The sequence below is a fragment of the Chitinophaga sp. XS-30 genome (genome assembly GCF_008086345.1).
GTDB lineage: Bacteria > Bacteroidota > Bacteroidia > Chitinophagales > Chitinophagaceae > Chitinophaga.
This window is the reverse complement of sequence record NZ_CP043006.1, coordinates 1643265-1665829: the sequence shown is the minus strand read 5'-3', so window position 1 is coordinate 1665829 and position 22565 is coordinate 1643265. Positions and strand designations below refer to the sequence as shown.

General features: G+C 50.5%; 17 protein-coding genes and 1 tRNA gene. 12 read left to right on the top strand and 6 right to left on the bottom strand.

Annotation, left to right across the window (positions count from 1 at the left end; genetic code table 11):
• Nucleotides 1-123: 123 nt before the first annotated feature.
• Together FW415_RS07030 and FW415_RS07025 are read right to left on the bottom strand one after the other, a co-directional pair.
• Complete coding sequence (locus FW415_RS07030) at nt 124-915, bottom strand: TIGR00266 family protein (protein WP_148383562.1); 792 nt, start codon at nt 913-915, stop codon at nt 124-126.
• 35 nt (nt 916-950) lie between these two features.
• A complete protein-coding gene (locus FW415_RS07025; protein WP_168208706.1) occupies nt 951-2039 on the bottom strand; it encodes an SGNH/GDSL hydrolase family protein in 1089 nt (362 codons plus the stop codon).
• Between the two features lie 25 nt (nt 2040-2064).
• On the opposite strand from FW415_RS07025, the gene FW415_RS24920 reads away from it, so the two are divergent.
• Complete coding sequence (locus FW415_RS24920; RefSeq protein WP_168208705.1) at nt 2065-2202, top strand: hypothetical protein; 138 nt, start codon at nt 2065-2067, stop codon at nt 2200-2202.
• A gap of 89 nt (nt 2203-2291) precedes the next feature.
• Here the strand turns inward: FW415_RS24920 and FW415_RS07020 are convergent, their stop codons facing one another.
• From FW415_RS07020 to FW415_RS07005, 4 genes are read right to left on the bottom strand one after another with little or no spacing between them, the layout of a single operon-like run.
• On the bottom strand, nt 2292-5840 hold the full coding sequence (locus FW415_RS07020; protein ID WP_148383560.1) for an efflux RND transporter permease subunit: 3549 nt from the start codon (nt 5838-5840) through the stop codon (nt 2292-2294).
• 34 nt (nt 5841-5874) lie between these two features.
• Nucleotides 5875-6984 carry an efflux RND transporter periplasmic adaptor subunit gene (locus FW415_RS07015; protein WP_148383559.1) on the bottom strand — a complete coding sequence of 370 codons (1110 nt, stop codon included), beginning with the start codon at nt 6982-6984 and terminating at the stop codon, nt 5875-5877.
• Between the two features lie 36 nt (nt 6985-7020).
• On the bottom strand, nt 7021-8382 hold the full coding sequence (locus tag FW415_RS07010) for a TolC family protein (protein ID WP_148383558.1): 1362 nt from the start codon (nt 8380-8382) through the stop codon (nt 7021-7023).
• Nucleotides 8383-8398: 16 nt separating this feature from the next.
• Nucleotides 8399-9010, bottom strand: coding sequence for a TetR/AcrR family transcriptional regulator (locus FW415_RS07005; protein WP_148383557.1), 612 nt, complete (start codon nt 9008-9010; stop codon nt 8399-8401).
• A gap of 169 nt (nt 9011-9179) precedes the next feature.
• Here FW415_RS07005 and FW415_RS07000 point away from each other — a divergent pair, with 169 nt between their 5' ends.
• From FW415_RS07000 to FW415_RS06950, 11 genes are all read left to right on the top strand, one after another.
• Nucleotides 9180-9824 (top strand): DUF502 domain-containing protein, encoded by a 645-nt coding sequence (locus tag FW415_RS07000; protein ID WP_148383556.1) that lies wholly within the window; start codon nt 9180-9182, stop codon nt 9822-9824.
• An 89-nt stretch (nt 9825-9913) separates the two neighbouring features.
• Nucleotides 9914-10882 carry a zinc dependent phospholipase C family protein gene (locus tag FW415_RS06995; RefSeq protein ID WP_246858958.1) on the top strand — a complete coding sequence of 323 codons (969 nt, stop codon included), beginning with the start codon at nt 9914-9916 and terminating at the stop codon, nt 10880-10882.
• A gap of 135 nt (nt 10883-11017) precedes the next feature.
• A complete protein-coding gene (serC, locus tag FW415_RS06990; RefSeq protein ID WP_246858955.1) occupies nt 11018-12124 on the top strand; it encodes a 3-phosphoserine/phosphohydroxythreonine transaminase in 1107 nt (368 codons plus the stop codon).
• 185 nt (nt 12125-12309) lie between these two features.
• Entirely contained in the window at nt 12310-13545 is a 1236-nt protein-coding gene (locus tag FW415_RS06985) for a DUF1015 domain-containing protein (protein WP_148383555.1), read from the top strand.
• Nucleotides 13546-13628: 83 nt separating this feature from the next.
• Nucleotides 13629-14708, top strand: a complete 1080-nt coding sequence (locus FW415_RS06980; RefSeq protein WP_148383554.1) for a lipopolysaccharide assembly protein LapB — start codon at nt 13629-13631, stop codon at nt 14706-14708.
• A 51-nt stretch (nt 14709-14759) separates the two neighbouring features.
• Nucleotides 14760-16421, top strand: a complete 1662-nt coding sequence (gene paaN, locus FW415_RS06975; protein WP_148383553.1) for a phenylacetic acid degradation protein PaaN — start codon at nt 14760-14762, stop codon at nt 16419-16421.
• Between the two features lie 12 nt (nt 16422-16433).
• Nucleotides 16434-17105, top strand: a complete 672-nt coding sequence (locus FW415_RS06970) for a YceI family protein (protein WP_148383552.1) — start codon at nt 16434-16436, stop codon at nt 17103-17105.
• A 58-nt stretch (nt 17106-17163) separates the two neighbouring features.
• Nucleotides 17164-17448, top strand: coding sequence for a 2TM domain-containing protein (locus FW415_RS06965; RefSeq protein WP_148383551.1), 285 nt, complete (start codon nt 17164-17166; stop codon nt 17446-17448).
• An 18-nt stretch (nt 17449-17466) separates the two neighbouring features.
• A complete protein-coding gene (locus FW415_RS06960) occupies nt 17467-19221 on the top strand; it encodes a long-chain fatty acid--CoA ligase (RefSeq protein ID WP_148383550.1) in 1755 nt (584 codons plus the stop codon).
• 55 nt (nt 19222-19276) lie between these two features.
• A tRNA-Arg gene (locus FW415_RS06955) sits at nt 19277-19348 on the top strand.
• Nucleotides 19349-19781: 433 nt separating this feature from the next.
• Nucleotides 19782-22328, top strand: a complete 2547-nt coding sequence (locus FW415_RS06950; RefSeq protein WP_148383549.1) for an AAA domain-containing protein — start codon at nt 19782-19784, stop codon at nt 22326-22328.
• Nucleotides 22329-22565 lie beyond the last annotated feature (237 nt).

Here is a 22565-nt window from a genome sequence, read left to right as displayed (position 1 = left end):
AAAAAAAGGATAAATGGCCATCTTTTTTTACAAAACTACTTGTTTAAGTTGCTGCCGGACTGCGGGGAACAAATATAAATTTCAGCAATCCGGCAACTAAATATCTGCAAATCAATAATTTCGTTATCTGCCATCCCCATCCAGCAAATTTCCCAGCCCGCCAAGGATACTGCCTTCCTCTTTCCGGGGCCCGGTGCCGTATGCCAGTACCCGGCTCGCCAGCCGGCTGATCGGCAGGCTTTGCAGCCATACCTTGCCCGGCCCTCTCAGCACGGCGAAGAACAGCCCCTCCCCACCGAATACCATATTGCGGATCCCCCGGATAAACTCTATATCAAAATCTATCTGCTGTGTATATGCTACTACACAACCGGTATCCACTTTCAACAATTCCCCGGGCTGCAGTTCCTTTTCCACCACCAGGCCGCCGGCGTGAACGAAAGCCAGGCCATCGCCTTCCAGCTTTTGCATAATGAAGCCTTCCCCGCCAAAGATACCGGTGCCCAGGCGGCGCTGGAATTCAATGCCCACATTCACGCCGCGCGCCGCGCAAAGGAATGCATCTTTCTGGCAGACGATCTTTCCGCCTAATAAGGATAAATCCATCGGAATGATCTTGCCGGGATAGGGAGCGGCAAAACTCACCCGTTTCTTGCCCTGCCCGACGTTCGTGAACGCGGTGATAAAAAGGCTTTCACCGGTGATCAGGCGCTTGCCGGCGGACATCAGTTTGCCGAAGATCCCCTGCTGACGGCCGGAGCCATCGCCAAAGAGGGTTTCCATCCTGATCTCTCCGTCCATCATCATAAAACTGCCGCTTTCCGCTACGGCACTTTCCTGCGGGTCCAGTTCTATTTCTACGATCTGCATCTCCTCACCGTGTATGCGGTAGTCGATCTCATGATTTTTAAGCATAGGTTCATCTTATGAAAAGCAAGTTACGAAATTTGTTATTTCATCAGCTTTTTGAGTACGGGCAAGATTACTTCAGCCTGCCGCATAAAGCCGATATCCGTGTTGTGCGTTCCATCGATCGTTCCCTCGTGGTCATGCCCTATCAGGTCTGCCCCGCGCAGGTAATGCAACTGCTTGTATCCCTCCTTGCGCAACTGCTCATACACTTCACGGATGAGCCGGTTTTTCTCCCGCACCACATCGCCGATCTTCCTGTCAAAAAAGCCTGTTTCCCGGTTGGATGTTTCCACAAGCAATACCGGTACTTCGGGACGTTTGTCCAGCAGATGTTTGATAAAAGGATAAGCGCGTTCGCGGATCTCCGCGGGTGTGGGATTCGGGATGCAGTCCAGCACAAAAACAGCTGCCGGCATGGTGGCCAGCAGTTCCGCTACCGGAAATTCCATTTTGCCGTTGCCGCTGAAACCGAGATTGACCATTTCCCAGCTTGTACGCCTGCTGATAATAGACGGATAGGTCATGCCCGCACGGCTGGCGGACGCGCCCTGCAGAATACTGGAGCCATAAATAACAATGCGCCGGGTGGTATCAATACCGGGTTTTACTGGTTTGGCCAACATGGCCTGCGGCGATACGCCGATCTCCAGCGATGTCAGTTCATTGTAGATCGGAAGGTACAGCATGTATTGACGGGTAGCGCCATCCATATTACTGACAACCGGATAAGCGAAACTGGTTTCCCGGTCCCCCGGCCGTGCGGTGTTCACGAACTGCCAGCGCCCGTTCTCCATGGCATACAGATCCAGCCCGCTGTGGGCAATGGGTGTGATATTGTTGTAGAACTTCCGCTGTGCAACGGACCATTTTACCCGGAGATAAGTGGAATTGGTCTCAAATAACACAGCTATACCGGCGCTGTGCCTCGCCAGGGATTTGACTGCCGGCGTCATGGGAATGGACTGGCTGCTGTCCCACCGCACCCATACGGGGTTTGTGGGCAGGGCCTTGCCGATGATCAGCAGTTCGCGGGCATCGGTATAACGGGTAGTGTCCTGCTGGCGAGCAAAGGCTACGGTTGCGCCGCACAACAATAAAGAGAGCAAAAAGGCAAGTGAATATTTCATACTGAAAAATAATCCAATTTCCGGCATGTTCAAACTCCGCTACCGGGGCTTCCCGGAAAATAAACGCGGCGCGGAAAGGTTCCCCGTAAACGCTTCCGCAGCCGGTTGCGCATCCTCCCAGTCCTTCGCCCTGGGCGCATCGTTTCACCGGCAGCCGGCATAAAAAAACCGTCCCGAAGATTCGGGACGGCATTTGTTAACCTACAACTGTTACACTGTTTGCTCTGATTATAACTATAGAAAAAACAGTTCTTAATGAATGGCTACTCCCTTCGCCTGTTTCGCCTGCTCCTTGTCTGCTTCGTCGGCATGACCGTTGAAGAAGTTGTAAGGGCGGGGCGACTCATATTCCGGGTCGTGCATTTTCCTGATGGTTTCTTTTTTCAAAAAGATCTTCAGGATCAGCACCAGGAACGGAACATATTTCAGTCCGCGGGGCAGCTTGTAATGATCCAGTACATCTATCACACGTTTGTTCATGGCATACATCACGGGTACGAGGATCAGGGTGAGGAAGGTGGCGAACACGAGGCCAAATACCATGGTCCATGCCAGCGGTCCCCAGAAGGCTACGTTATCACCTCCAAAGAATATATGCGGATTGAATTCGGAGAACAGCGCCGCGAAGTCGATATTCAACCCTACGGCCAGCGGTATCAGGCCAAGGATGGCTGCGATGGCGGTGAGCAATACCGGCGTCATACGTGTTCTGCCGGCTTCTACAACGGCTTCGTTGATATGTACGCCCTGCTGCACGAGCAGGTCTGTAAACTCTACCAGTACAATACCGTTACGTGCCACGATACCGGCCAGCGCCATGATACCTACACCGGTCATTACAATAGAGATGTCCATACCAAATATCGCAAAGCCCAGGAACACGCCAATGATACTGAACAGTATCTCCAGGAAGATCACCAGCGCACGGCCAACGGAATTGAACTGTGCTACCATGATCATGAAGATCAGGCCTACTGCTCCCAGCATTGCCATCAACAGGAAGTTCATGGTCTCCAGCTGGTCTTCCTGCTCACCGGTCATTTTTACGGTGATGCCGTCCGGCGGGCTGAATTCCTGTACTGCCTGGGTGATGGCGGCTACTACCTCATTGGCGTTGTAACCGGTGAGGATGTTGGAATATAAGGTCACTACGCGTTTTTCATCAATGTGTTTGATGCCGGCGTAGGTGTTGGAGTATTCGATATCCGCTACGGCGCTCAAAGGCACCTGGCGTATCTGTCCGCCCATGTTCATATCCCGGTAAGTGATCTGCAGGTTCATCAGCGTGTTGATGTTGTTGCGCTGATCTTCCTTCAGCCTTACCCTGATGGGATAATCATCTTCCGGATCACGGAATTTGGACGCTTCTACGCCGTACTGCGCTATCCTGATAGCGTTCTGGATCTGCACGGTGGATATCCCTTCCCTGTTGGCCCTTTCCCGGTCTATGTTGACGATGATCTCCGGTTTATTGCTCTGGAAATCGCTCTTCAGTTCTTCTACCCCACCTATCTGCAGGCTGTCCAGGTAACGTTTGATGCGTTCGGATGTAGTAGCCAGCAGTTCGAACTCATCTCCGGAAATTTCGATGTTGATCGGTTTGCCGGTGGGAGGCCCGCCTTGTTCCTGCTCTACGGTGATGTCTGCGCCAGGCACACCTTTTACCGCATCACGGATCTTGTCCAGATACTCTACGGTAGACTGCCCGTCACGTTTGGCGAACTCCACGAATGCTACGGTCACCTTGCCTTTATTTGGCTGCACGCTGAGGTCCATCTGGGAAGGATCGCCTGCGCCAACGGCTACGTTCGAGATAATGGATTTCACGAGCGGGTTATTTTTCCCGTCCACTACCTTGGTGATGCGTTGCTCGATGATATTGGTGATGGAGTCTGTATATTTCTGATCTGTACCGATAGGCAGTTCAATGTATGCGTAGATGAAGTTGGGATCTGCCTGCGGGAAGAACACCACTTTCGGGTTGCGGAGACCGGTGATCATAATACTGAACAACAGCAGCCCGAAGGTAGCGAACAATATTTTCACCGGGCGCCATCCCACGATGCACCAGCTCAGGATGCGGCGGTACCTGTTCTGCACGCGCGGCCAGAAACCATTCTGGAACTTGCGCGCCACACCGCCCAGCCAGAAGCGTTCCAGTACAATGAGCAGGTAAATGCATACCACGAAGTTGCCTACACCGAAGCTGCTCATATAACCGATAAGCGCAACGAAGAAGAAAACTGCGGTGAGCACTTTGAACTTCCTGTCAAACTTCGGTTTGGGATGGTTCTCTCCTTCATGGCGGTCCATAAAGTCCACCGCAAACACCGGGTTGATGATGTATGCCACAAACAGCGAGGCCAGCAGGGTAACGATGAGGGTCATTGGCAGGAAGTACATGAAGCTACCGATGATGCCCGGCCAGAACAGCAGCGGCACGAAAGGCGCCAGCACCGTCAATGTACCGGAGAGCACCGGCATGAATACTTCGCCAGCCGCTATTTTCGCGGCTTTCACGATCCCCAGGTCCTTCCGTTCATAGAAGATACGATGCACGTTCTCGATCACCACAATGGCATCATCCACCACAATACCCAATGCGAGCAGGAAGGAGAAGAGCACCATCATATTCAGGGTAAAACCGAGCCCGGGCATGATGATGAAGGCAATGAACATGGAGATGGGCACAGATGCGGCCACGAAGATCGCGTTTACGGCGCCCATGAAGAACATCAACACAAAGGTTACGAGAATAAACCCGATGATAATGGTATTGATCAGATCGTGCAGGGTAACGCGGGTGGATTCGGACTGGTCTGCCGTGATGGTCACATCAAGCCCTTTGGGAAGGGTACTTTCCTTCATTTCATCCACGATCTTGAATATCTTGTCTGACGCATCGATCAGGTTCTGACCGCTTCGTTTGATCACGTTCAGGGTGATCACGCTTTTACCATCCAGGCGGGCATAACTTTCCTGTTCTTCAAAGCCGTCCACTACTTCCGCGATATCGCGGAGATACACCACGGAGCCGGAAGCGCTGCGGATCACGATGTCGCGGATCTTCAGGGGGTCTTTATATTCCCCTTTCACACTGAGTGTACGTTTCTGTCCGTTCATGGACACGAGACCACCGGTCACGGTCCTGTTCTCGTTAGCTACGGCGCCGATCACATCTTCAAAGCTCACCCGGGCCGCTTCCATCTTGTATTTGTCCAGGTTGATCTGTATCTCTCTTTCGAGTGCGCCCACAATATCCACACGGGTGATCTCGTTCAGCGATTCAATACGGTCCTGCATATCATCCGCATACTTTTTCAGGGTCTGCAGGTCGAAATCACCGCTCAGGTTCACGTTCATGATGGGGATCTGGGACACATCTATCTTGATGATCTGCGGATCATCCTCCAGGTCCGAGGGCAGTTCGCTTTTGGCCTCATCCACTTTTTCACGCACTTCCTGCCGGGCCGCTTCAATATCCTGGTCCGCATCGAATTCAATATTGATCGCGGAGTAATCCTGTACGGAACTGCTGGATATTTTCTTTACGCCGGAGATGGATTTCAGCTTTTTCTCGATGGGCTTGGTGATCAGCGTTTCCATGTCTTCCGGGGAAGTGCCGTCGTACACTGTGCTGATATAGAATTGCGGGAATACTACTTCCGGGAACTGTTCCTTGGGCAGCGCCTGATAGGATAAGATACCTGCAATGGAGATGATAATGGTGATCACATAGATGCTCACCTTGTTATCGATCGACCAACTGGTAGGTTTAAATTCTTTTTCTAAGTCCTTCATTGGGTAATTTTTTAATTGGGTTGCACTACGCCATTTACAATTTCACGTAATCGTCGTTGTTCAGTCCCTGGAAGCCGGTTGTAATGATCCTTTCACCGGCGGTAAGGCCGGACTTCACCTCTGCTTTATCATTATAGGTACGCCCCATTTCAATATTCTTCCTTACGGCCTGCAATTCTTTGCCCTGGCCTTTTACGGTCAGCACATACGGTTTTCCCATGGAGTACTGTATCACGCTTACCGGTATAACGATGGCATCATTTGCCTTATAATCCACAATGCGCAGCCGGACGATCATGTTCGGGCGGATATCCTTGTCGGCCTTCAGCGGTATTTCCACATTGATGGTACGGCTTAGCGGATCAATTACTTTGGAAGCGAAGCCGATGCGGGTGCGGATCTCTTTATTGATATCCGGGAAGGACAGGATCACTTCATCTCCCGTTTTTACGCGGCCGCCAAAGGATTCTGCGATATTGGCCACTACCCGGAGGTTGGTGCTGTTCACCACGCGGAATGCAGGCATTCCCGGAGCGGCATTGTCGCCCAGTTTGGCGATCACGGCATCCACAGTACCGTTGATGGGAGAGGTGATACGGGTCAGGTCTGCCTGTTCTTCCATCGTTTTCTTGCTTTTCAGCAGGCTTTCGTACTGGTTTTTAGCATTGAGGTACTGCACTTCGGAACCGATCTGCTGTTTCCAGAGATTCTCCTGCTTTTCGTACATGATCTTGGCCAGGTCTATCCTTGTCTGCAGTTCCGCAATGCTGGCCCGCAGCACCTGGTTATCCAGCTGGGCGAGCGTTTGGCCTTTGGAGACCTGCTGGCCTTCCCGCACGAGGATGGATTTGATGATGCCCGGTTGCTGGGGGGAAACATTTACGTTCTCCCGGGCGTCAACCTGGCCCTGTATATCGAGATAATGTTCAAAAGTTGTCGTCTCCAGCGGGGCAATGGTCACGGTTTTCATTTTCACGGAAGAATCACCGGCTTTCAGTTCTTTTTCCAGCGCTGTGATCTTCTGGTCCAGTGCGGTTTTCTCCTGTTTCAGCTTCTGCAGCTGCTCAGCCTTGTTGCCGCCCTCACCGCCGCAGGCAGCCAGGATTAAAGTGATCAATGGAAGCGTGAAATATTTTCTGGTCATGATATGATGGATTTAGGCAGATGTAATAGTTGATGATTAGAGTTTGCCGTATGCTTTAAGATAATCAATACGGGATACCATAGCCTCGAACAGTGCCGAGAAATAGTTGTTCTGTGCGGTGAGCAGGGAAGTTTCCGCGGTGATCACTTCCAGGCTGGAGCCAACACCTTCCTTGTATTTGATGTCCGTCATCCGCATCACTTCCTGCGCCAGCTGCATATTTTCTTCCTGGCTTTCCAGTGTTTTGATATTGTTGCGCAGCGTGGTGGCTGATTGTACCTGGTCCAGATCGATGACATTCCGCATATTCTCCAGGTCCAGTTCCGATTTCTTCACGTCTATCCATGCCTGGTCCACTTTCCTTCTGCGTTGCATGCCGGAGAAGATGGGAATGGAAAGATTGAGGCCCCATGAGGTATAGCCATACCATAATTCAGACTGGAAATAATCGAACTGGTTGCTTTGCCGGGATATGCCGCCGGTGCCAAAAGCGGACAGTGTAGGCAGCGCCTGCAGCTTATACCGTTTCAGGTTATACTCGTTCGCTTTCTTCTGCGATTCGAGCAGCATGTATTCCACGCGGCTCTGGTACACAAAGGATTCGTTTTCTACCAGTACGGATTTGATCTCATCGGTGCTGAGGGTATCCGTCAGTTCCAGCGGTTGTTTAATGGGCATGCCCATCTGGTATTTCAGGGCGGCTATGCCCACATCACGAAGATTCCGCAGGCTTACTTCCTGGGTGGTGAGGTTATTCATCTGCACAACGAGCCTGTCCACATCCAGTTTCTCTACCAGTCCGTTCTTGTAGATCTCCCGGGTTTCGTCCAGGGATTTGCGCATGCGCGTGATGTTCTCCTGGAGAATGGACAGGGCTTTATCCGCCGCCACAACATTATAATAGGCTTTATAGACTTCTGCTTTTACATCCACTTCGGCTTTTTTGATCCCTCTGTGGGCCAGTTCTTCCAGTGTTTTCCTGGCTTGCAGCGCCACCAGCACGCTGGGGTCGAACAGCACCTGGTTGACGTTCACGGTACCGAGAGCATTGTATTTCAGGCCGAATTCGAAGGGAACGAGCGTGCCTTTGGGAGCGGAAGTGTCGAAGTTGGACGCATCCAGCAATTGTTTCTGAATGATCGGGTTGTCCTGGAACGTACCGGATGCAGAAACCTGCGGCAGCGCAAGGCCGCTCACTTCTTTGTTGATGGCCAGCTGCTTCAGCTCGTCCAGTCTCGCATTACGGACGGCGTACTGGTTTGCCAGTGCATAATCCACCGCCTGCTTTGCCGAAAACCGCATGGTCGTTCCGGGATCCGGTTGCTGCTGAGCATAAGCGTAGGTTAAAAATTGCATCATCGTGCCCGTGAGAGCGATGAGCTTCCATTTAAAGTGCATAATTCTCAGTATTTATTTAGGGTAATCTTTCGTTTTTGTATTTTTCTATCTCTTTATATCCTTTCAGTGTGGCTACGCCGTAAAGAAAATGTTCCAGGAGCACCCGCTGCACTTTCGTCATATCATAACCGTTCATGGGGAACAGTTCGGGCTGGAAGCAGAACATGGCCGAAGCCGTACGGAAATGCGCCAGGATATCCAGCTCCAGGTCCGGCCGGAATAATCCCTCCTCAATGCCGCGCTGCAGGTTCTGCCGGACCATGTCCAGCATGAACACATTCTTGTGGTCCTCAAATAGCCGGAAGGCCTTCGCATGGAATTTCTGGAGGTCCATCATGGCCACGGGGTTCATATTCCGCAGCCTTTCCTCCAGCATTTTCATCACCAGGAACAATTCCTCCACAGCATCCTTTGCCTGCGTCCTGCTTTCGATGCATTGTGCCTGCATCAGCTTCAGGTGCCGGTCCATCACATTCATCACCAGATCGCTTTTATCCGCAAAATGCGCGTACAGGGTCTTTTTGGATATACCCATCCGTACGGCAATATCGTCCATCGTGATGGAACGGGTGCCATACTGGCGGAAAAGGTGAAACGCCGTGTCCAGGATTCGCTCTTGTACTTCCATTAGCTATTTTAATACAGGGTCAAAACTATGGAAACTATTTAAACCGCCAAAGTTTCCAGTAGTTATTTTTTGAATTTTATGATAAATGCGGTTCGTCATCACTTTTGGGGGTAACCGGCAGTAAAAGCCCTGTATTCCGTACCTTTAGCGCTCAATATCCTGTCTATATATGTCTCCAAAACTGCGATTCAAGGTGCTGGTCTCCCGGATACTGCGCTACTTCTTCCAGGGTCTGCTGATCCTGGCCCCGATCGGCATCACGGCGTTTACGCTGTACTGGGGCTTTATCACGATCGACAACCTGCTGCCGCGGGACCTGATCCCCACCAATCACCCGATGAATTTCCTGCGCTACCAGGGGGTGGGATTTGCTATCGTATTGATACTCATCATATTTGTCGGCTACGTGAGTTCCTCCTTCATCGTCGGGCGGTTGATAGATATGTTCGATCATATCCTGGAGCGCACACCTTTTATTAAATATATTTATTCCTCGGTGAAGGATGTTTTCGATGCCTTTGTGGGGGAAAAGAAGAAGTTCGATCATCCGGTGCTGGTGAATGTGTACGGGGAGGATGTCTGGGAGATGGGGTTCATTACCCAGAAAGATGTGAAAAGCCTGGGACTGGAGGGTTTCCTGGCGGTGTATGTGCCGCATGCCTATGCGATCACGGGCAAGGTGTTCATTGTGCGGCAGGAAAAAGTGCGGCCGCTGACCAATATTTCCGCCGGTGAGGCCATGAAATTCGCGGTGTCCGGCGGGGTGACACATATCACGGAAATGCCGGCGCAACCGGTTGAACCAGGCCGATGATCTGCAGTCATCCGAAATGAATGCGATACATCAAACGGCATGATCAAACTGCTGAAATAAATCCGAATTTGCATCCATAATTTTTACCGATGCATCCATTGTTCAAAACCGCAGCATTAGTGCTGGCAGCGCTCTTTCTTTTACGTTCGCCATCCCGGGCCTGGGGATTCTTCGGGCATGAACGGATCAACCGGCTGGCCGTGTTCTCCCTTCCGCCGGAAATGATGGTGTTGTACAAACCGCATATCGAGTACATCATGCAGCAGTCCACCGCGCCTGACAAGAGACGGTATATGATACCGGAAGAGGGCCCGAGGCATTACCTGGATGTGGACCATTACGGCTTCCTCAACATCCCGCGCACCTGGCCGCAGGCGGTGGAAAAGTTCACCGCGGACACGCTGCAGCGCTACGGCATGCTGCCCTGGCACCTGGAACGGATGATGGCACAGCTCACAAAGGCATTTCTGGCGGGCGACGGGCCGCGTATCCTGCGGTTATCGGCCGAGCTGGGGCATTACATGGCCGATGCGCATGTGCCGCTGCATGCCTGCTCCAACCACAACGGGCAATTCACGGGGCAGCACGGGATCCACGGGCTGTGGGAATCGCGCATCCCGGAGCTGCTGGCGGACAGCCGGTTTGATTACTGGACCGGCCGCGCGGCCTACATCCGGGACTTCCGGGCATTTGCCTGGCAGGTGATCGGGGAAAGCGCCAGGGCGTCGGATACCGTGTTGTGGCTGGAAAAGCAGCTGAGCCTGAGTTTCCCGGCAGACCGGCGGTATGCCTACGAGATACGGAAAGGGGTACTGGTCAGGAATTATTCCTCGGAATATACCCGGGCCTACCAGGCCTTGCTGGGCGATATGGTGGAGCGCCGCATGCGGGGTTCCATCGCTGCCGTGGCAGCCTGCTGGTACACCGCCTGGGCGGACGCCGGGCAGCCGTCCCTGGCCACATTGGCGCCGGGATCGCCCACAGTACAGGAACAGGAAGCATTACGGCAGATGGACAGTCTCTGGCAGCAGGGGAAAATATTTGGGAGGGAACATTAAGAATTTTAAGAATTGACAAAGAAGGATTATATTTGTCCCTCTATCTGTCTTTTAACCTGTCCTCACTGACCAATCCTTCCGGTTTTACATTGCAACCGCGATTTTTTACCAAATTCCTTCGAAAAACCATAGAAAGTGGAACAAGAAAACGTATTCAATTTAGATCGCAACATGAAGGTGCACAACTTTAATGCAGGTCCTTCTGTATTACCAAACGAAGTGCTGTACAAAGCCAGCAAAGCGCTGATTGACTTTGACGGCACGGGAATGTCCATCCTCGAAATAGGACACCGCACGGAGCAATTCACCGCCGTGATGGAAGAAGCGCGCAGTCTCACCCGGGAGCTTATGCAACTGGATGACGACTTTGAAGTGCTGTTCCTTCACGGAGGCGCTACCACCGAATTCATGCAGGTCCCGATGAATCTGCTGGACAGCGGTGAAACAGCTGCCTATATTGACACCGGCGTGTGGTCCAACAAAGCCATCAAGGAGGCCAAACAGTTTGGTTATGTAGATGTTATTGCCAGCTCCAAAGAAACGAATTACCATCACATCCCGAAGCAGTTTACGGTACCCCAGCAAGCCAAATACCTGCATATCACCACCAATAACACCATTTATGGTACACAGTGGCAAACGATACCGGATACAGATGTGCCATTGATCGCCGATATGAGTTCCGATATACTCAGCCGCCAGATGGATTTTAACCGCTTTGCCCTGATCTATGCCGGCGTGCAGAAGAACATGGGCGCCGCGGGCGCCACCATGGTAGCCGTAAGGAAGAGCATGCTGGGCAAGGTGACCCGCAAGATCCCCTCCATACTGGATTACCGGCTGCATATCGAAAACGGCTCCATGCTGAACACACCGCCGGTATTCGCCGTGTACATCACCATGCTCACCCTCCGCTGGCTGAAAGGCCAGGGTGGCGTAGCCGCTATCGAAAAGATCAACAATAAAAAAGCCGCGCTCCTGTACGACGAGATCGACCATAACCCGCTGTTCCGCGGAAATGTAGTGAAAGAAGACCGCAGCCGGATGAACGTTACCTTTACGATAGACAAACCGGAGCTGGAAGAAGAATTCCTGAAATTCTGCAAGAAAGAAGATATCGTTGGCATCAAAGGCCATCGCCTGTCCGGCGGTTTCCGGGCATCCCTGTACAATGCGCTGCCTTTGGAAAGTGTGGAAGTAATGGTGGAAGCCATGAAATTCTTCTCACTCAAGAAAGCATAACATAACAAAATATTATATACGAGGGTGCGTCACAAGGCGCACCCTCTCTTATTTTACCGCAGGCCTGTGTTTCCCGTTCAGCAGTTCCCCTCCCCCCAGGTTGCTTTTCACATTTTAACCCCTACTTTTCTTTATACCCCGCTCGTTTTACTATTTTTACGCCTCTTAACTGAAACTATACGATCATGGCAATCATCAAACCGTTCCGCGCATTACGTCCACAGCCGGCCCTGGCAAAACAGGTAGCCGCGAAGCCTTACGATGTACTGAATTCCAGAGAAGCAGCCGCAGAAGCTGCCGGTAACCCGCACTCCTTCTATCACGTATCAAAATCCGAGATCGATCTGCCGGAAGGTACGGACGTACACAGCGATGAAGTGTATGCCAAAGCCGCCGAAAATCTGCAGCAGCTGCGGGAAAGCGGCACACTGTTCCATGAAGAGACGCCCTGTTACTATATCTATAAACTGGTGATGGACGGCCGTTCCCAGACAGGCCTGGTATGTGCGTCATCGATCGATGACTATAACAACGGCATCATCAAAAAACACGAATTCACCCGCCCGGATAAAGAGCTGGACCGTATCAATCACATTACCGCCACCCGCGCGCAAACGGGGAACGTGTTCCTCGCTTATGATGATGTGCCTGAATTGAACACCATCATCGACCAATGGCAGCAACAGCATGCTCCCGTGTACGATTTCACGGCGGAAGACGGCATTTCCCACACGATCTGGGTAGTGGACGAAGCCGGCGCAGGCGATGAGATATCCCGGCTGTTCGAAGAAAAGGTTCCGGCTACCTACATTGCCGACGGCCATCACCGCGCCGCCTCCGCCGCGCTGGTGCAGAAAGCTTCGGGAGAAGATATTCACAGCGGCGCCAACCTGAACTATTTCCTGACCACCATTTTCCCGGCCAGCCAGCTGGTGATACTGGACTATAACCGCCTGGTAAAAGACCTGAACGGCCTCAGCAAAGAGGAATTCATCTCCAGCCTGGAGTATGATTTTACTGTTGAAGCCGTGGGCCACCATGAACAGCGGCCATCCATGATGCATGAATTCAGCATGTACCTGGAAGGGACCTGGTACCGCCTCGTGGCGCGGGAAGGCACTTATACCACCGATCCCATCGGCATCCTGGATGTGACCATCCTGCAAAATAATGTGCTGGACAAGCTGCTGGGCATCAAAGACCCGCGGACGGACAGGCGTATCGACTTCGTTGGCGGCATCCGCGGACTGGGCGAACTGGTAAAAAGAGTGGACGGCGGCGAGATGAAAGTAGCCTTCGCCCTGTACCCCGTAACGATCCAGCAATTGTTCGACATTGCGGACAGCGGGAACGTCATGCCCCCCAAATCCACCTGGTTTGAGCCCAAGCTGCGTGACGGGCTGCTGACCCACCTGATCTGAAACTAAACTCATCTGAAACGTTGGCCCCGCCTTGCTCCGGGGTCAACGCTTTTTTCTTACATTTACAAAAAACGCATTGAACGATGGAATGGCAAAAGGTAACTAAACGATGGTCCCTTGTGCTGGCTGGTATGCTTACCCTGCTGCAATGGGCGGCGGCGCAGGATAACACCGATCTGCAGAACACTGCGCGCACTTTCCTGCGCAGCGGCGACTATGCCAATGCGATACTTGTGCTGAACCAGGCGATCCAGACCGCTCCGGACGATATTGAACTGAAAAGGGACCTGGCATTTGCATACTACCTGAAGGGCGACATCAACCGCGCATACGCCGTGGTATCCCCGCTGGTAGATAAAAAGGATGCGGATATCCATCTCTACCAGATCGCCGGGAACATCTACCAGGGCAAGCAGGACTGGAAAGGGGCCGAAAAGCTCTATATCCGCGGCCTGAAAAGATTCCCGAAAAGCGGGGAGCTGCATAACGACTACGGTGATCTGCTGCAGAATATGAAGAATTTCGACGGCGCATTGCGCCAATGGGTGAAGGGCATTGAAGTAGATCCCAATTTCCCCGGCAACTACTACCACGCCGCCCGCAGCTACCTGTGGACCAATGAGCCCATCTGGGCCATCCTCTACGGCGAAACATTCATCAACCTGGAAAGTTATACCACCCGCACCGCGGAGGTAAGGAGCATCGTTATAGAATGTTATAAAAAACTGTTCGATGATCCGGCCATCTTCAATTCCATCCCCGGTGAACCATCAGACAAAAAAGGCAAAAAATCTTCCGAAACCGGCTTCATGGATGCCTATAAAAGTATCATGGCCAAACAGGTCAGCGTGATCGCCACCGGCATAGAACCGGAATCGCTGATCATGCTGCGCACCAGGTTCCTGCTGGACTGGTACAATTTCTACGGCATGAAATATCCGTATGCGCTGTTCGATTTCCAGCGCAGGCTGCTGAAAGACGGCATGTTCGAGGCATATAACCACTGGATGTTCGGTCCGGTTGCCAACCCGGCGGAGTACAAGGCATGGACCACCCTGCACAAGACCAATTACGATGCTTTCACTGCCTGGCAGCGGAATCATCCCCTGAAACTGCGGCAGGACGAGTTCTACAATACGGGCAAGCTGGCGGTCATCAAATAGGCCGGCTGCATTTTTACGGAGGCATAACAACAATATCCTAAACCATAGATTATGCTGATCACAAAACACCAAAACATTATTGACAACGCGGTAAAAGCCAACCACGAAAGGACATTTTACGCCCAGTACCCCGAACATCCCAAAGCTTACGGTGAAGATGCGCCCGCAAAGGGCGAAGCGGCCTTCAAAAGCCTGCTGAACCAACCCTTTACCCGGCTGAAACAGCATGTATCCGAAGGCCGGGCCGGGGAGGAAGTATCTCCCTACACCCTGGAGCCGCTGGGCATCACTTATCCCGTTACCGCCACGGAAGAACTGGTGAAAGCCGCCAGGCGCGCCGGCGACCGCTGGGCTGCATTATCCGCGGCAGACCGCGCGGGCATCCTCACGGAAACGCTGGAAAGGATCAGCGGGCATTTCTTCGAGATCGCCCATGCCACCATGCACACCACCGGTCAGAGCTTTATGATGAGCTTCCAGGCCAGCGGCCCCCATGCGAACGACCGTGCACTGGAAGCCATTGCCATGGGATATCAGCAGCTCCGGCATTTCCCGGAAAAACTGCAGTGGGAAAAACCGATGGGCAAATTCAGCATCAAACTGGAAAAATCCTTCCGCACCGTACCCAAAGGGCCCGGTCTCGTTATCGGCTGCTCCACCTTCCCGGTGTGGAATTCCTTACCAGGCATGTATGCGGACATGATCACCGGCAATCCCGTGATCGTCAAGCCGCATCCCAAAGCCGTATTGCCCATCGCCATCGCCATTGCCGCCATACAGGAAGTGCTGGAAGAGAACGGGCAGGACCCTTACCTCTGCCAATTGGCGGCAGACAGCAGCGACCACCTGATCACGAAGGAACTCTGCGAACATCCGCAGATCGCGCTGATCGACTATACCGGCGGCAGCTCCTTTGGCAATTATGTGGAATCCCTTGCCGCAAAAGGCAAAACCGTATTTTCGGAGAAAGCGGGGGTGAACTCCGTTATCCTCGATTCCGTGAAAGATATCGATGCCGTGCTGCAGAACCTGGCCTTTTCGGTCAGCCTTTACTCCGGGCAGATGTGCACCGCCCCGCAGAATTTCTTTATCCCGGAATCGGGCATCAGCACACCGGAAGGGAAGATCAGCTTTAACGAAGTAGCCGCAAAGTTCAGGGATGCCGTAACCGCGCTGGTGAACAATCCGAAAATGGGCGCCGGTACCCTGGGGGCCATCCAGAACGAAGCCACCCTGCAACGCGTGAATGCAGCCGGGCAACTGGGCGGCAAAGTATGGCTGAATGGCACGCCGGTTGTGAATGAAGAATATGGTTCAGCCAGGACCTGTTCTCCCACGATACTGGAAGTCAGTTCCGCAGATCAGGGCATCTTTGAAAAAGAGCTGTTCGGCCCGGTGGTGCTCCTGATCAAAACAAAAGATACCGATCACTCCCTGCTGCTGGCCTCCCGGATGGCCGCACAGCACGGCGCGATCACCTGCGGCGCATATACTACGGATGACACCGTGAAAGAAAAGATCGCTACGGTCATGAACAGCGTGTTCACCCCCGTATCTTTCAACTTTACCGGCTTCATCTGGGTGAACCAGCATGCCGCGTTCTCAGACTTTCATGTGACCGGGGGCAACCCGGCCGGGAATGCCAGTTTTACCAACCAGGAATTCATCGTGAAAAGGTTCGTCTGGGTCGGGAACAGAACATATGTGGATTAAAACGCGCCCGTTATGCAGTATAAAGTACTTGTTTTCCTTGTCATGTTTTTTGCCGCCGCCTGTCAGCAGGTACCCAAAGCGGATAAAGCTGAAGTGACCGAAGCCCAGGCCGTACAACAGCCGGCAGATGAACATGAGCATACTTACCGGCTGGATACCGCCGCCAGTGCCCTGTACTGGATAGGCACCAAACCCACCGGCGAGCATCGCGGCTCCTTCCGTTTTACGGAGGGACAGCTGTTTGCGAAAGACAGTATTTTAACCGGCGGCCAGTTCACCATCGACATCAACAGCCTCCGGGATACCGACCTGGAAGCACAACCGGATATGCGCACAAAACTGGAAGAGGAACTGCGCGGCGAAAATTTCTTTGACGCCGCCCGGTTCCCCGTTGCCAGCTTCGAGATCACCGGTGTCAGTCCCTATCACCCCAGTGAGACCGATAAAGGCGTATTGCTGAAGGATGCCACCCATATGATCAAAGGCAACCTGACCATGAAAAGCGTCACCAAGAATATCACCTTCCCCGCCAGGATCGTGCTGCAGAACGGGAAAGTGAAAGCCACCGCGAATTTCAATATCGACAGAACACTGTGGGGAATGACCTACCGCGCCGACAAATCGTTGCAGGACAAGCTCATCAACTCCATTGTGAATATCCGTTTCGATATCACGGCCCGATAGAAAATCCGGATTTTTTGCTATATTGTACAAAACGTTCCCGCTCCCAAAAACCTGCTATATGGAAACAAACCAGCAAAGAGACGAACAGCTGTGGCGCCGCGCAAAAGCCCGGGCCAACTTCCGGAATCACCTGATGACCTACCTGATCATCAACGGCGCTTTATGGGCGATCTGGCTGCTGACCGGCACTCACGGAGAAGTGCCCTGGCCGGTATGGCCCATGCTCGGATGGGGACTGGCGCTGGCCTTCCAATACTACAACGCATTCCACAAAGACCCCTACGGCGATACCATACGTGAGTACGAAAAACTGCAGCAGGAGAAAGAACGCCAGGGCTTGTAGCCACCTCAATACTGCATCATGCACCAACTGCCCACCCGCTTATTTGATGTTGTAACACATCAGCACAGCCATTATCCCCAACAGGACATGCTGGCCGGTAAAGAAAACGGCGCCTGGCGCACCTACAGCACCGCCGAAGTCATGGAGATCACCGGCAGGTTCGCCGCAGGGTTGCTGCAGCTGGGCATCAGCGGCAACGATATGACCATTGAGCGGCAGGACAAGATCGCTATCATTAGCATCAACCGCCCTGAATGGATATTGACCGACCTGGCCTGCCAGCAGACCGGCGCCGTACTGGTGCCCATCTACCCCACCATCAGCGAAGCCGAACTGGCATATGTGCTGCAGGATTCCGAAGCGCGGATACTGTTCGTGCAGGGGGAAGAGCTTTACAACAAGGTGAAAGACATGGCCGGCCTGGATATCTATTCGTTCGACCAAATACCCGGCGTGAGGCACTGGAGCGAGATACCCGCGCTGGCGCAACCCGGCGATGAGGAGAAAGTACAGGCCATCAAAGACAGCATCCAGCCCGCACACCTGGCTACCATCATTTATACATCCGGCACCAACGGCACACCCAAAGGCGTGATGCTCTCCCATGAGAACATTATGAGCAACGTTACCGCCTGCAAGGAATACCTGCCGGTGAACGAACAGGCGCGGGCGCTGAGCTTCCTGCCGCTCAATCACATATTCGAGCGGATGGTGACCTACATCTACCTGCTTTCCGGTGTGTCGGTTTATTATGCCGAAGCCATGGAAACGATCTCCGATAACCTCCGCGAGGTCAAACCCGGTATCTTTACCACAGTGCCGCGGCTGCTGGAGAAAGTCTATGAAAAGATCATGGAGAAGGGCCTGGAGCTGAAAGGCATCAAACGCGCCCTGTTCTTCCGCGCCGTAGCCATTGCCCGGGAATTTGAGCTGAATAAAAACCAGGGTATCTGGTACAATATGCAGCTCAGGCTCGCGAACAAGCTGATCTTCAGCAAATGGCGGGAGGCTCTGGGCGGCAATCTGCAATGCATCGTTACCGGCGCCGCCGCCTGCCAGGTGAGGCTGCTGAAGATATTCACGGCCGCAGGCATCAACATCCTGGAAGGGTACGGTCTCACTGAAACGTCCCCGGTGATCAGCGTGAACCGCAAGGAGAAAGAAGACCGTATGTTCGGCACCGTTGGCCCGGTGATCAGCAATGTGGAAGTGAAGATAGCGGAGGACGGAGAGATCCTCTGCAAAGGTCCCAATGTGACGATGGGCTATTACAAGCGGCCGGACCTCACAGCCGATGCGATCAAAGACGGCTGGTTCCATACCGGCGACATCGGCGTACTGGTGGATAACAAATTCCTCAAGATCACCGACCGTAAAAAAGAACTGTTCAAAACCTCCGGCGGCAAGTTCGTGGCGCCGCAACCCATCGAGAACAAATTCCGGGAATCCCCTTACATCGAGCAGATCATGGTGGTGGGCGCGGACCGTAAATTCGCCGGCGCACTCATCGTGCCCAACTTCCGCAACCTGGAAGACTGGGCGAGGAAGAACAATGTGCAACCCGCGCTGAACGACCCGAAAGTCAAGGCCCTGTACAAACAGGCGGTGGAGCGGTATAACCAGTCGTTCAACCATATTGAGCAGGTAAAAAAATTCGAGCTGATGCCGCATGAGTGGACGGTGGAAGGCGGGGAAATGACGCCCACATTGAAGCTGAAGCGCAAAGTGATCCTGGAGAAGTACCGGGATGTCATTGAGCGGATCTATGCATAAATTTTGAGGAAATTTCATAAAAACGCTTATTTTTGCCGTCCCGCTGATGGCGGATGGCCCGGTAGTTCAATGGATAGAATAGAAGTTTCCTAAACTTTAGATACAAGTTCGATTCTTGTCCGGGCTACGATTTTTTCGCGAAGGCGTCGATAAAATCGGCACCTTTTTCATTTTGGGCAATTAGTTGTCCCATTGATTGACCTTGTTGACTTATTACCCCTTCCTCCAGTCTTTTCATTACTGATCCTTGTATAATCAAATAGTTACATTGAAAATTTCCACATAGTAGCCATTAGCAGAATAAGTACAGTATTTTTTCCTAGCCTCACGTTGGCAAGGAATAAAATATCCTAGTAAGCGCTCCTGCGTGGGTTGGATTCACAGGCCCAGATCACCACAAGGTCAACATTTTTATATCGCATGCAGGCATGCAACTCATCTGGCAGAAATTAGGTATATTAGTAACCTGACATCCGACGACATATTTCACCTCACTAAAAATCAACACGGAAAAAACATATGGCAACCTTGAAAACTGAATAAATGATAGACTCCAAACTATGTCACTAAAAAGAGAACTGATATATATTGACGGGAAAGACGAAACAAACCGCATTGTTTCCTATTCATATCGCGACGACAAATGCGTTATAGTTTTCAAGAATAATGGTAAACCATATTCATACAATACAAAGAGAATAAAAGTTGTCCGAACAGCAATAAGTGATGACAAATCCTGCAATATCTTTAACTATCTGGGAAAGTTAGCGGATACAGTCGGATTAAAAACGGAAGACGGCAACAATATACTTGCAAAAATTTACCAGCAGATATCATTTCTACCAGAAGATTGTATTCTTTCAAATTACTTGAGTGGAACCATTCCCCAGACTAGTAGCAATAGCCGATCAGTAGAGATCTTCCCTTTTGGATTTAATATTAGTCAGAAAAATGCCGTAAATACCGCCTTTTCTTGTTCCATGAGCGTTATTGAGGGACCTCCAGGAACAGGAAAGACACAATCCATATTAAACATTATTGCCAATGCCGTTATGAATGGGCAAAGCATTGCAGTTGTATCAAGTAATAATTCTGCGACAAAAAACGTTTACGAAAAACTTGAAAAAAATGGCATCGGATTTATCGCCGCACTGCTTGGAAATGCTCAAAACAAAAAAGAGTTTATTGATTGCCAAACAAATATTCCCGATTTATCAAGGTTCAGTTTATCTGACACGGAAAAATCGAAACTAATAGAAAATGTGCAAAAACTATTCCATCAACTCACTGAATATCTTTCCAGAAAGAACGAATTAGCCTTATTGAAACAGGAACTTGATAATATAAAAACCGAATATCAACATTTTCAAAACACTTACAAAGAACAAACAGGTGAGTCCATTACATTTAAGAAAAACATAAGTGCTGATGCCTTGCTCTTGTTGTGGTTGTCTATTGAAACCCAAGCCAGTAAAAGAAAGGAGTTTGGCTTTATTAAAAGGTTCATTCTCCGAATAAAATACGGGATCAAAGAGAAACTGTTCTATGCATATTCTTTTGAAAGGATGATTTGGATATGCCAGTCAAAATATTATCCAACGAAAATTTCTGAATTTACAAAGAGAATAGAAATATTGAAAGATTTCATCAAGCGGATTTCCTTTGACAGTAAAATGCAAGAATACACAAATCTTTCGATGCAACTATTGAAAGCAGAACTATACAAGAGATACCAAAGCAATAAAAGGGAAATTTATGCCATAGAAGAACTTCGTTCCAAATCGTCCGAATTCATCCGGGACTATCCCGTGATTATGAGTACAACATACTCGTTAAGACAAAGTTTATCTGATAATATTTTTTACGATTATGTAATAATAGACGAATCGTCACAAGTTGATCTGACAACAGGCGCGCTTGCGTTATCCTGTGCAAAACGAGCCGTAATTGTAGGCGATCTGAAACAGCTCCCCAATGTGGTTGATAATGTCACGAAAGATAAAACCGACCTGATTTTTCGTTCTTTCACCCTTCCTGAACCTTATCGCTATTCAAATCACAGCTTACTATCCTCAGTATTGGAACTTTTCCCCGGCATGCCAAAAACACTTTTGAAGGAACATTATCGTTGTCATCCGAAAATCATAGAATTTTGCAATATAAAGTTTTACAAAAATCAACTTGTTGTACTTACGGAACAGGCAAACAAACACCCTCCCCTTATTGTTTACAAAACCTCTCCTGGCAATCATGCACGGGAAAGAATGAATCAAAGGCAAATTGACGTTATAAAACAGGAAATCATCCCAAACGAATGCCTTGAAACGGTTGATCTGGGAATTGTTACCCCATACCGCAATCAAACTAACGCACTGCAAAAAGCATTTACCGGAACGGCAATAAAAGCGGATACGGTTGATAAATTTCAAGGTAGAGAAAATGAAGTTATCATACTTTCCACTGTTGATAATGAAATTTCAGATTTTACGGATAACCCTAATCGTTTAAATGTGGCAGTTTCTCGTGCAATAGAGCGACTGATATTGGTTGTAAATGGGAATGACAGCGAGAAAGACGGCAACATTGCCGATTTAATACGATATATTGAGTACCATAACTTTTCAGTAGTTCAAAGTAGCCTGAACTCCCTATTCGATTATCTGTACAAAGGGTATGAGGAGAAGCGGGCAACAATTATTTCAAGAAGAGGCAGAGTATCAAAATTTGACAGTGAAAACTTAACGTATGCTCTCATTAAAGAAGTGTTATCATGCGACAATTTCTCAAAATATGACGTCCTCTTGCATTTTCCTGTAAGGGGTCTTATCAAAGATTTTTCCAATCTAAATGAGATAGAACATAAATATGCCAATAATCCGTTAACTCATATAGATTTTTTGATTTACAACAAATTCGGTAAAAATCCTGTCCTTGCTATAGAAGTTGATGGGTTTGAATATCATAGATATGGCTCACAACAAGAAAAAAGAGATAGGATAAAGGATAAAATATTAGAAAAATACGGTTTATCTCTCCTGCGTTTTGCAACAAACGGCAGTAATGAAAAAGAGACTCTGATAAAGAAATTAAGTGAAATACAGAATTAGATAGTCCTCGCTATTTTTTTCGGCGCAACTCACCAAAATGACGGCGTTTTGTTTACAGACATTTTTTTTGATCCCGGCCTTTCTAATTTACCTCGTTTCTGAACTATTCTACTGCTTGCATTTTTACCATTCCTATCACCATCTCATAGATCTAAATTGGCGCAAACGTGATGCCTTCTTAAAAAGAAACAGAGGGCACGACCTCGCTGTGAACCGATGGTAAGATAAACCATTGGC

Coding starts and splice junctions, on each gene's coding strand:
- FW415_RS07030 (WP_148383562.1), bottom strand. CDS start 915: ATGCTTAAAAATCATGAGATCGACTACCGCATACACGGTGAGGAGATG.
- FW415_RS07025 (WP_168208706.1), bottom strand. CDS start 2,039: ATGAAATATTCACTTGCCTTTTTGCTCTCTTTATTGTTGTGCGGCGCA.
- FW415_RS24920 (WP_168208705.1), top strand. CDS start 2,065: ATGTTCAAACTCCGCTACCGGGGCTTCCCGGAAAATAAACGCGGCGCG.
- FW415_RS07020 (WP_148383560.1), bottom strand. CDS start 5,840: ATGAAGGACTTAGAAAAAGAATTTAAACCTACCAGTTGGTCGATCGAT.
- FW415_RS07015 (WP_148383559.1), bottom strand. CDS start 6,984: ATGACCAGAAAATATTTCACGCTTCCATTGATCACTTTAATCCTGGCT.
- FW415_RS07010 (WP_148383558.1), bottom strand. CDS start 8,382: ATGCACTTTAAATGGAAGCTCATCGCTCTCACGGGCACGATGATGCAA.
- FW415_RS07005 (WP_148383557.1), bottom strand. CDS start 9,010: ATGGAAGTACAAGAGCGAATCCTGGACACGGCGTTTCACCTTTTCCGC.
- FW415_RS07000 (WP_148383556.1), top strand. CDS start 9,180: ATGTCTCCAAAACTGCGATTCAAGGTGCTGGTCTCCCGGATACTGCGC.
- FW415_RS06995 (WP_246858958.1), top strand. CDS start 9,914: ATGCATCCATTGTTCAAAACCGCAGCATTAGTGCTGGCAGCGCTCTTT.
- FW415_RS06985 (WP_148383555.1), top strand. CDS start 12,310: ATGGCAATCATCAAACCGTTCCGCGCATTACGTCCACAGCCGGCCCTG.
- FW415_RS06980 (WP_148383554.1), top strand. CDS start 13,629: ATGGAATGGCAAAAGGTAACTAAACGATGGTCCCTTGTGCTGGCTGGT.
- paaN (WP_148383553.1), top strand. CDS start 14,760: ATGCTGATCACAAAACACCAAAACATTATTGACAACGCGGTAAAAGCC.
- FW415_RS06970 (WP_148383552.1), top strand. CDS start 16,434: ATGCAGTATAAAGTACTTGTTTTCCTTGTCATGTTTTTTGCCGCCGCC.
- FW415_RS06965 (WP_148383551.1), top strand. CDS start 17,164: ATGGAAACAAACCAGCAAAGAGACGAACAGCTGTGGCGCCGCGCAAAA.
- FW415_RS06960 (WP_148383550.1), top strand. CDS start 17,467: ATGCACCAACTGCCCACCCGCTTATTTGATGTTGTAACACATCAGCAC.
- FW415_RS06950 (WP_148383549.1), top strand. CDS start 19,782: ATGTCACTAAAAAGAGAACTGATATATATTGACGGGAAAGACGAAACA.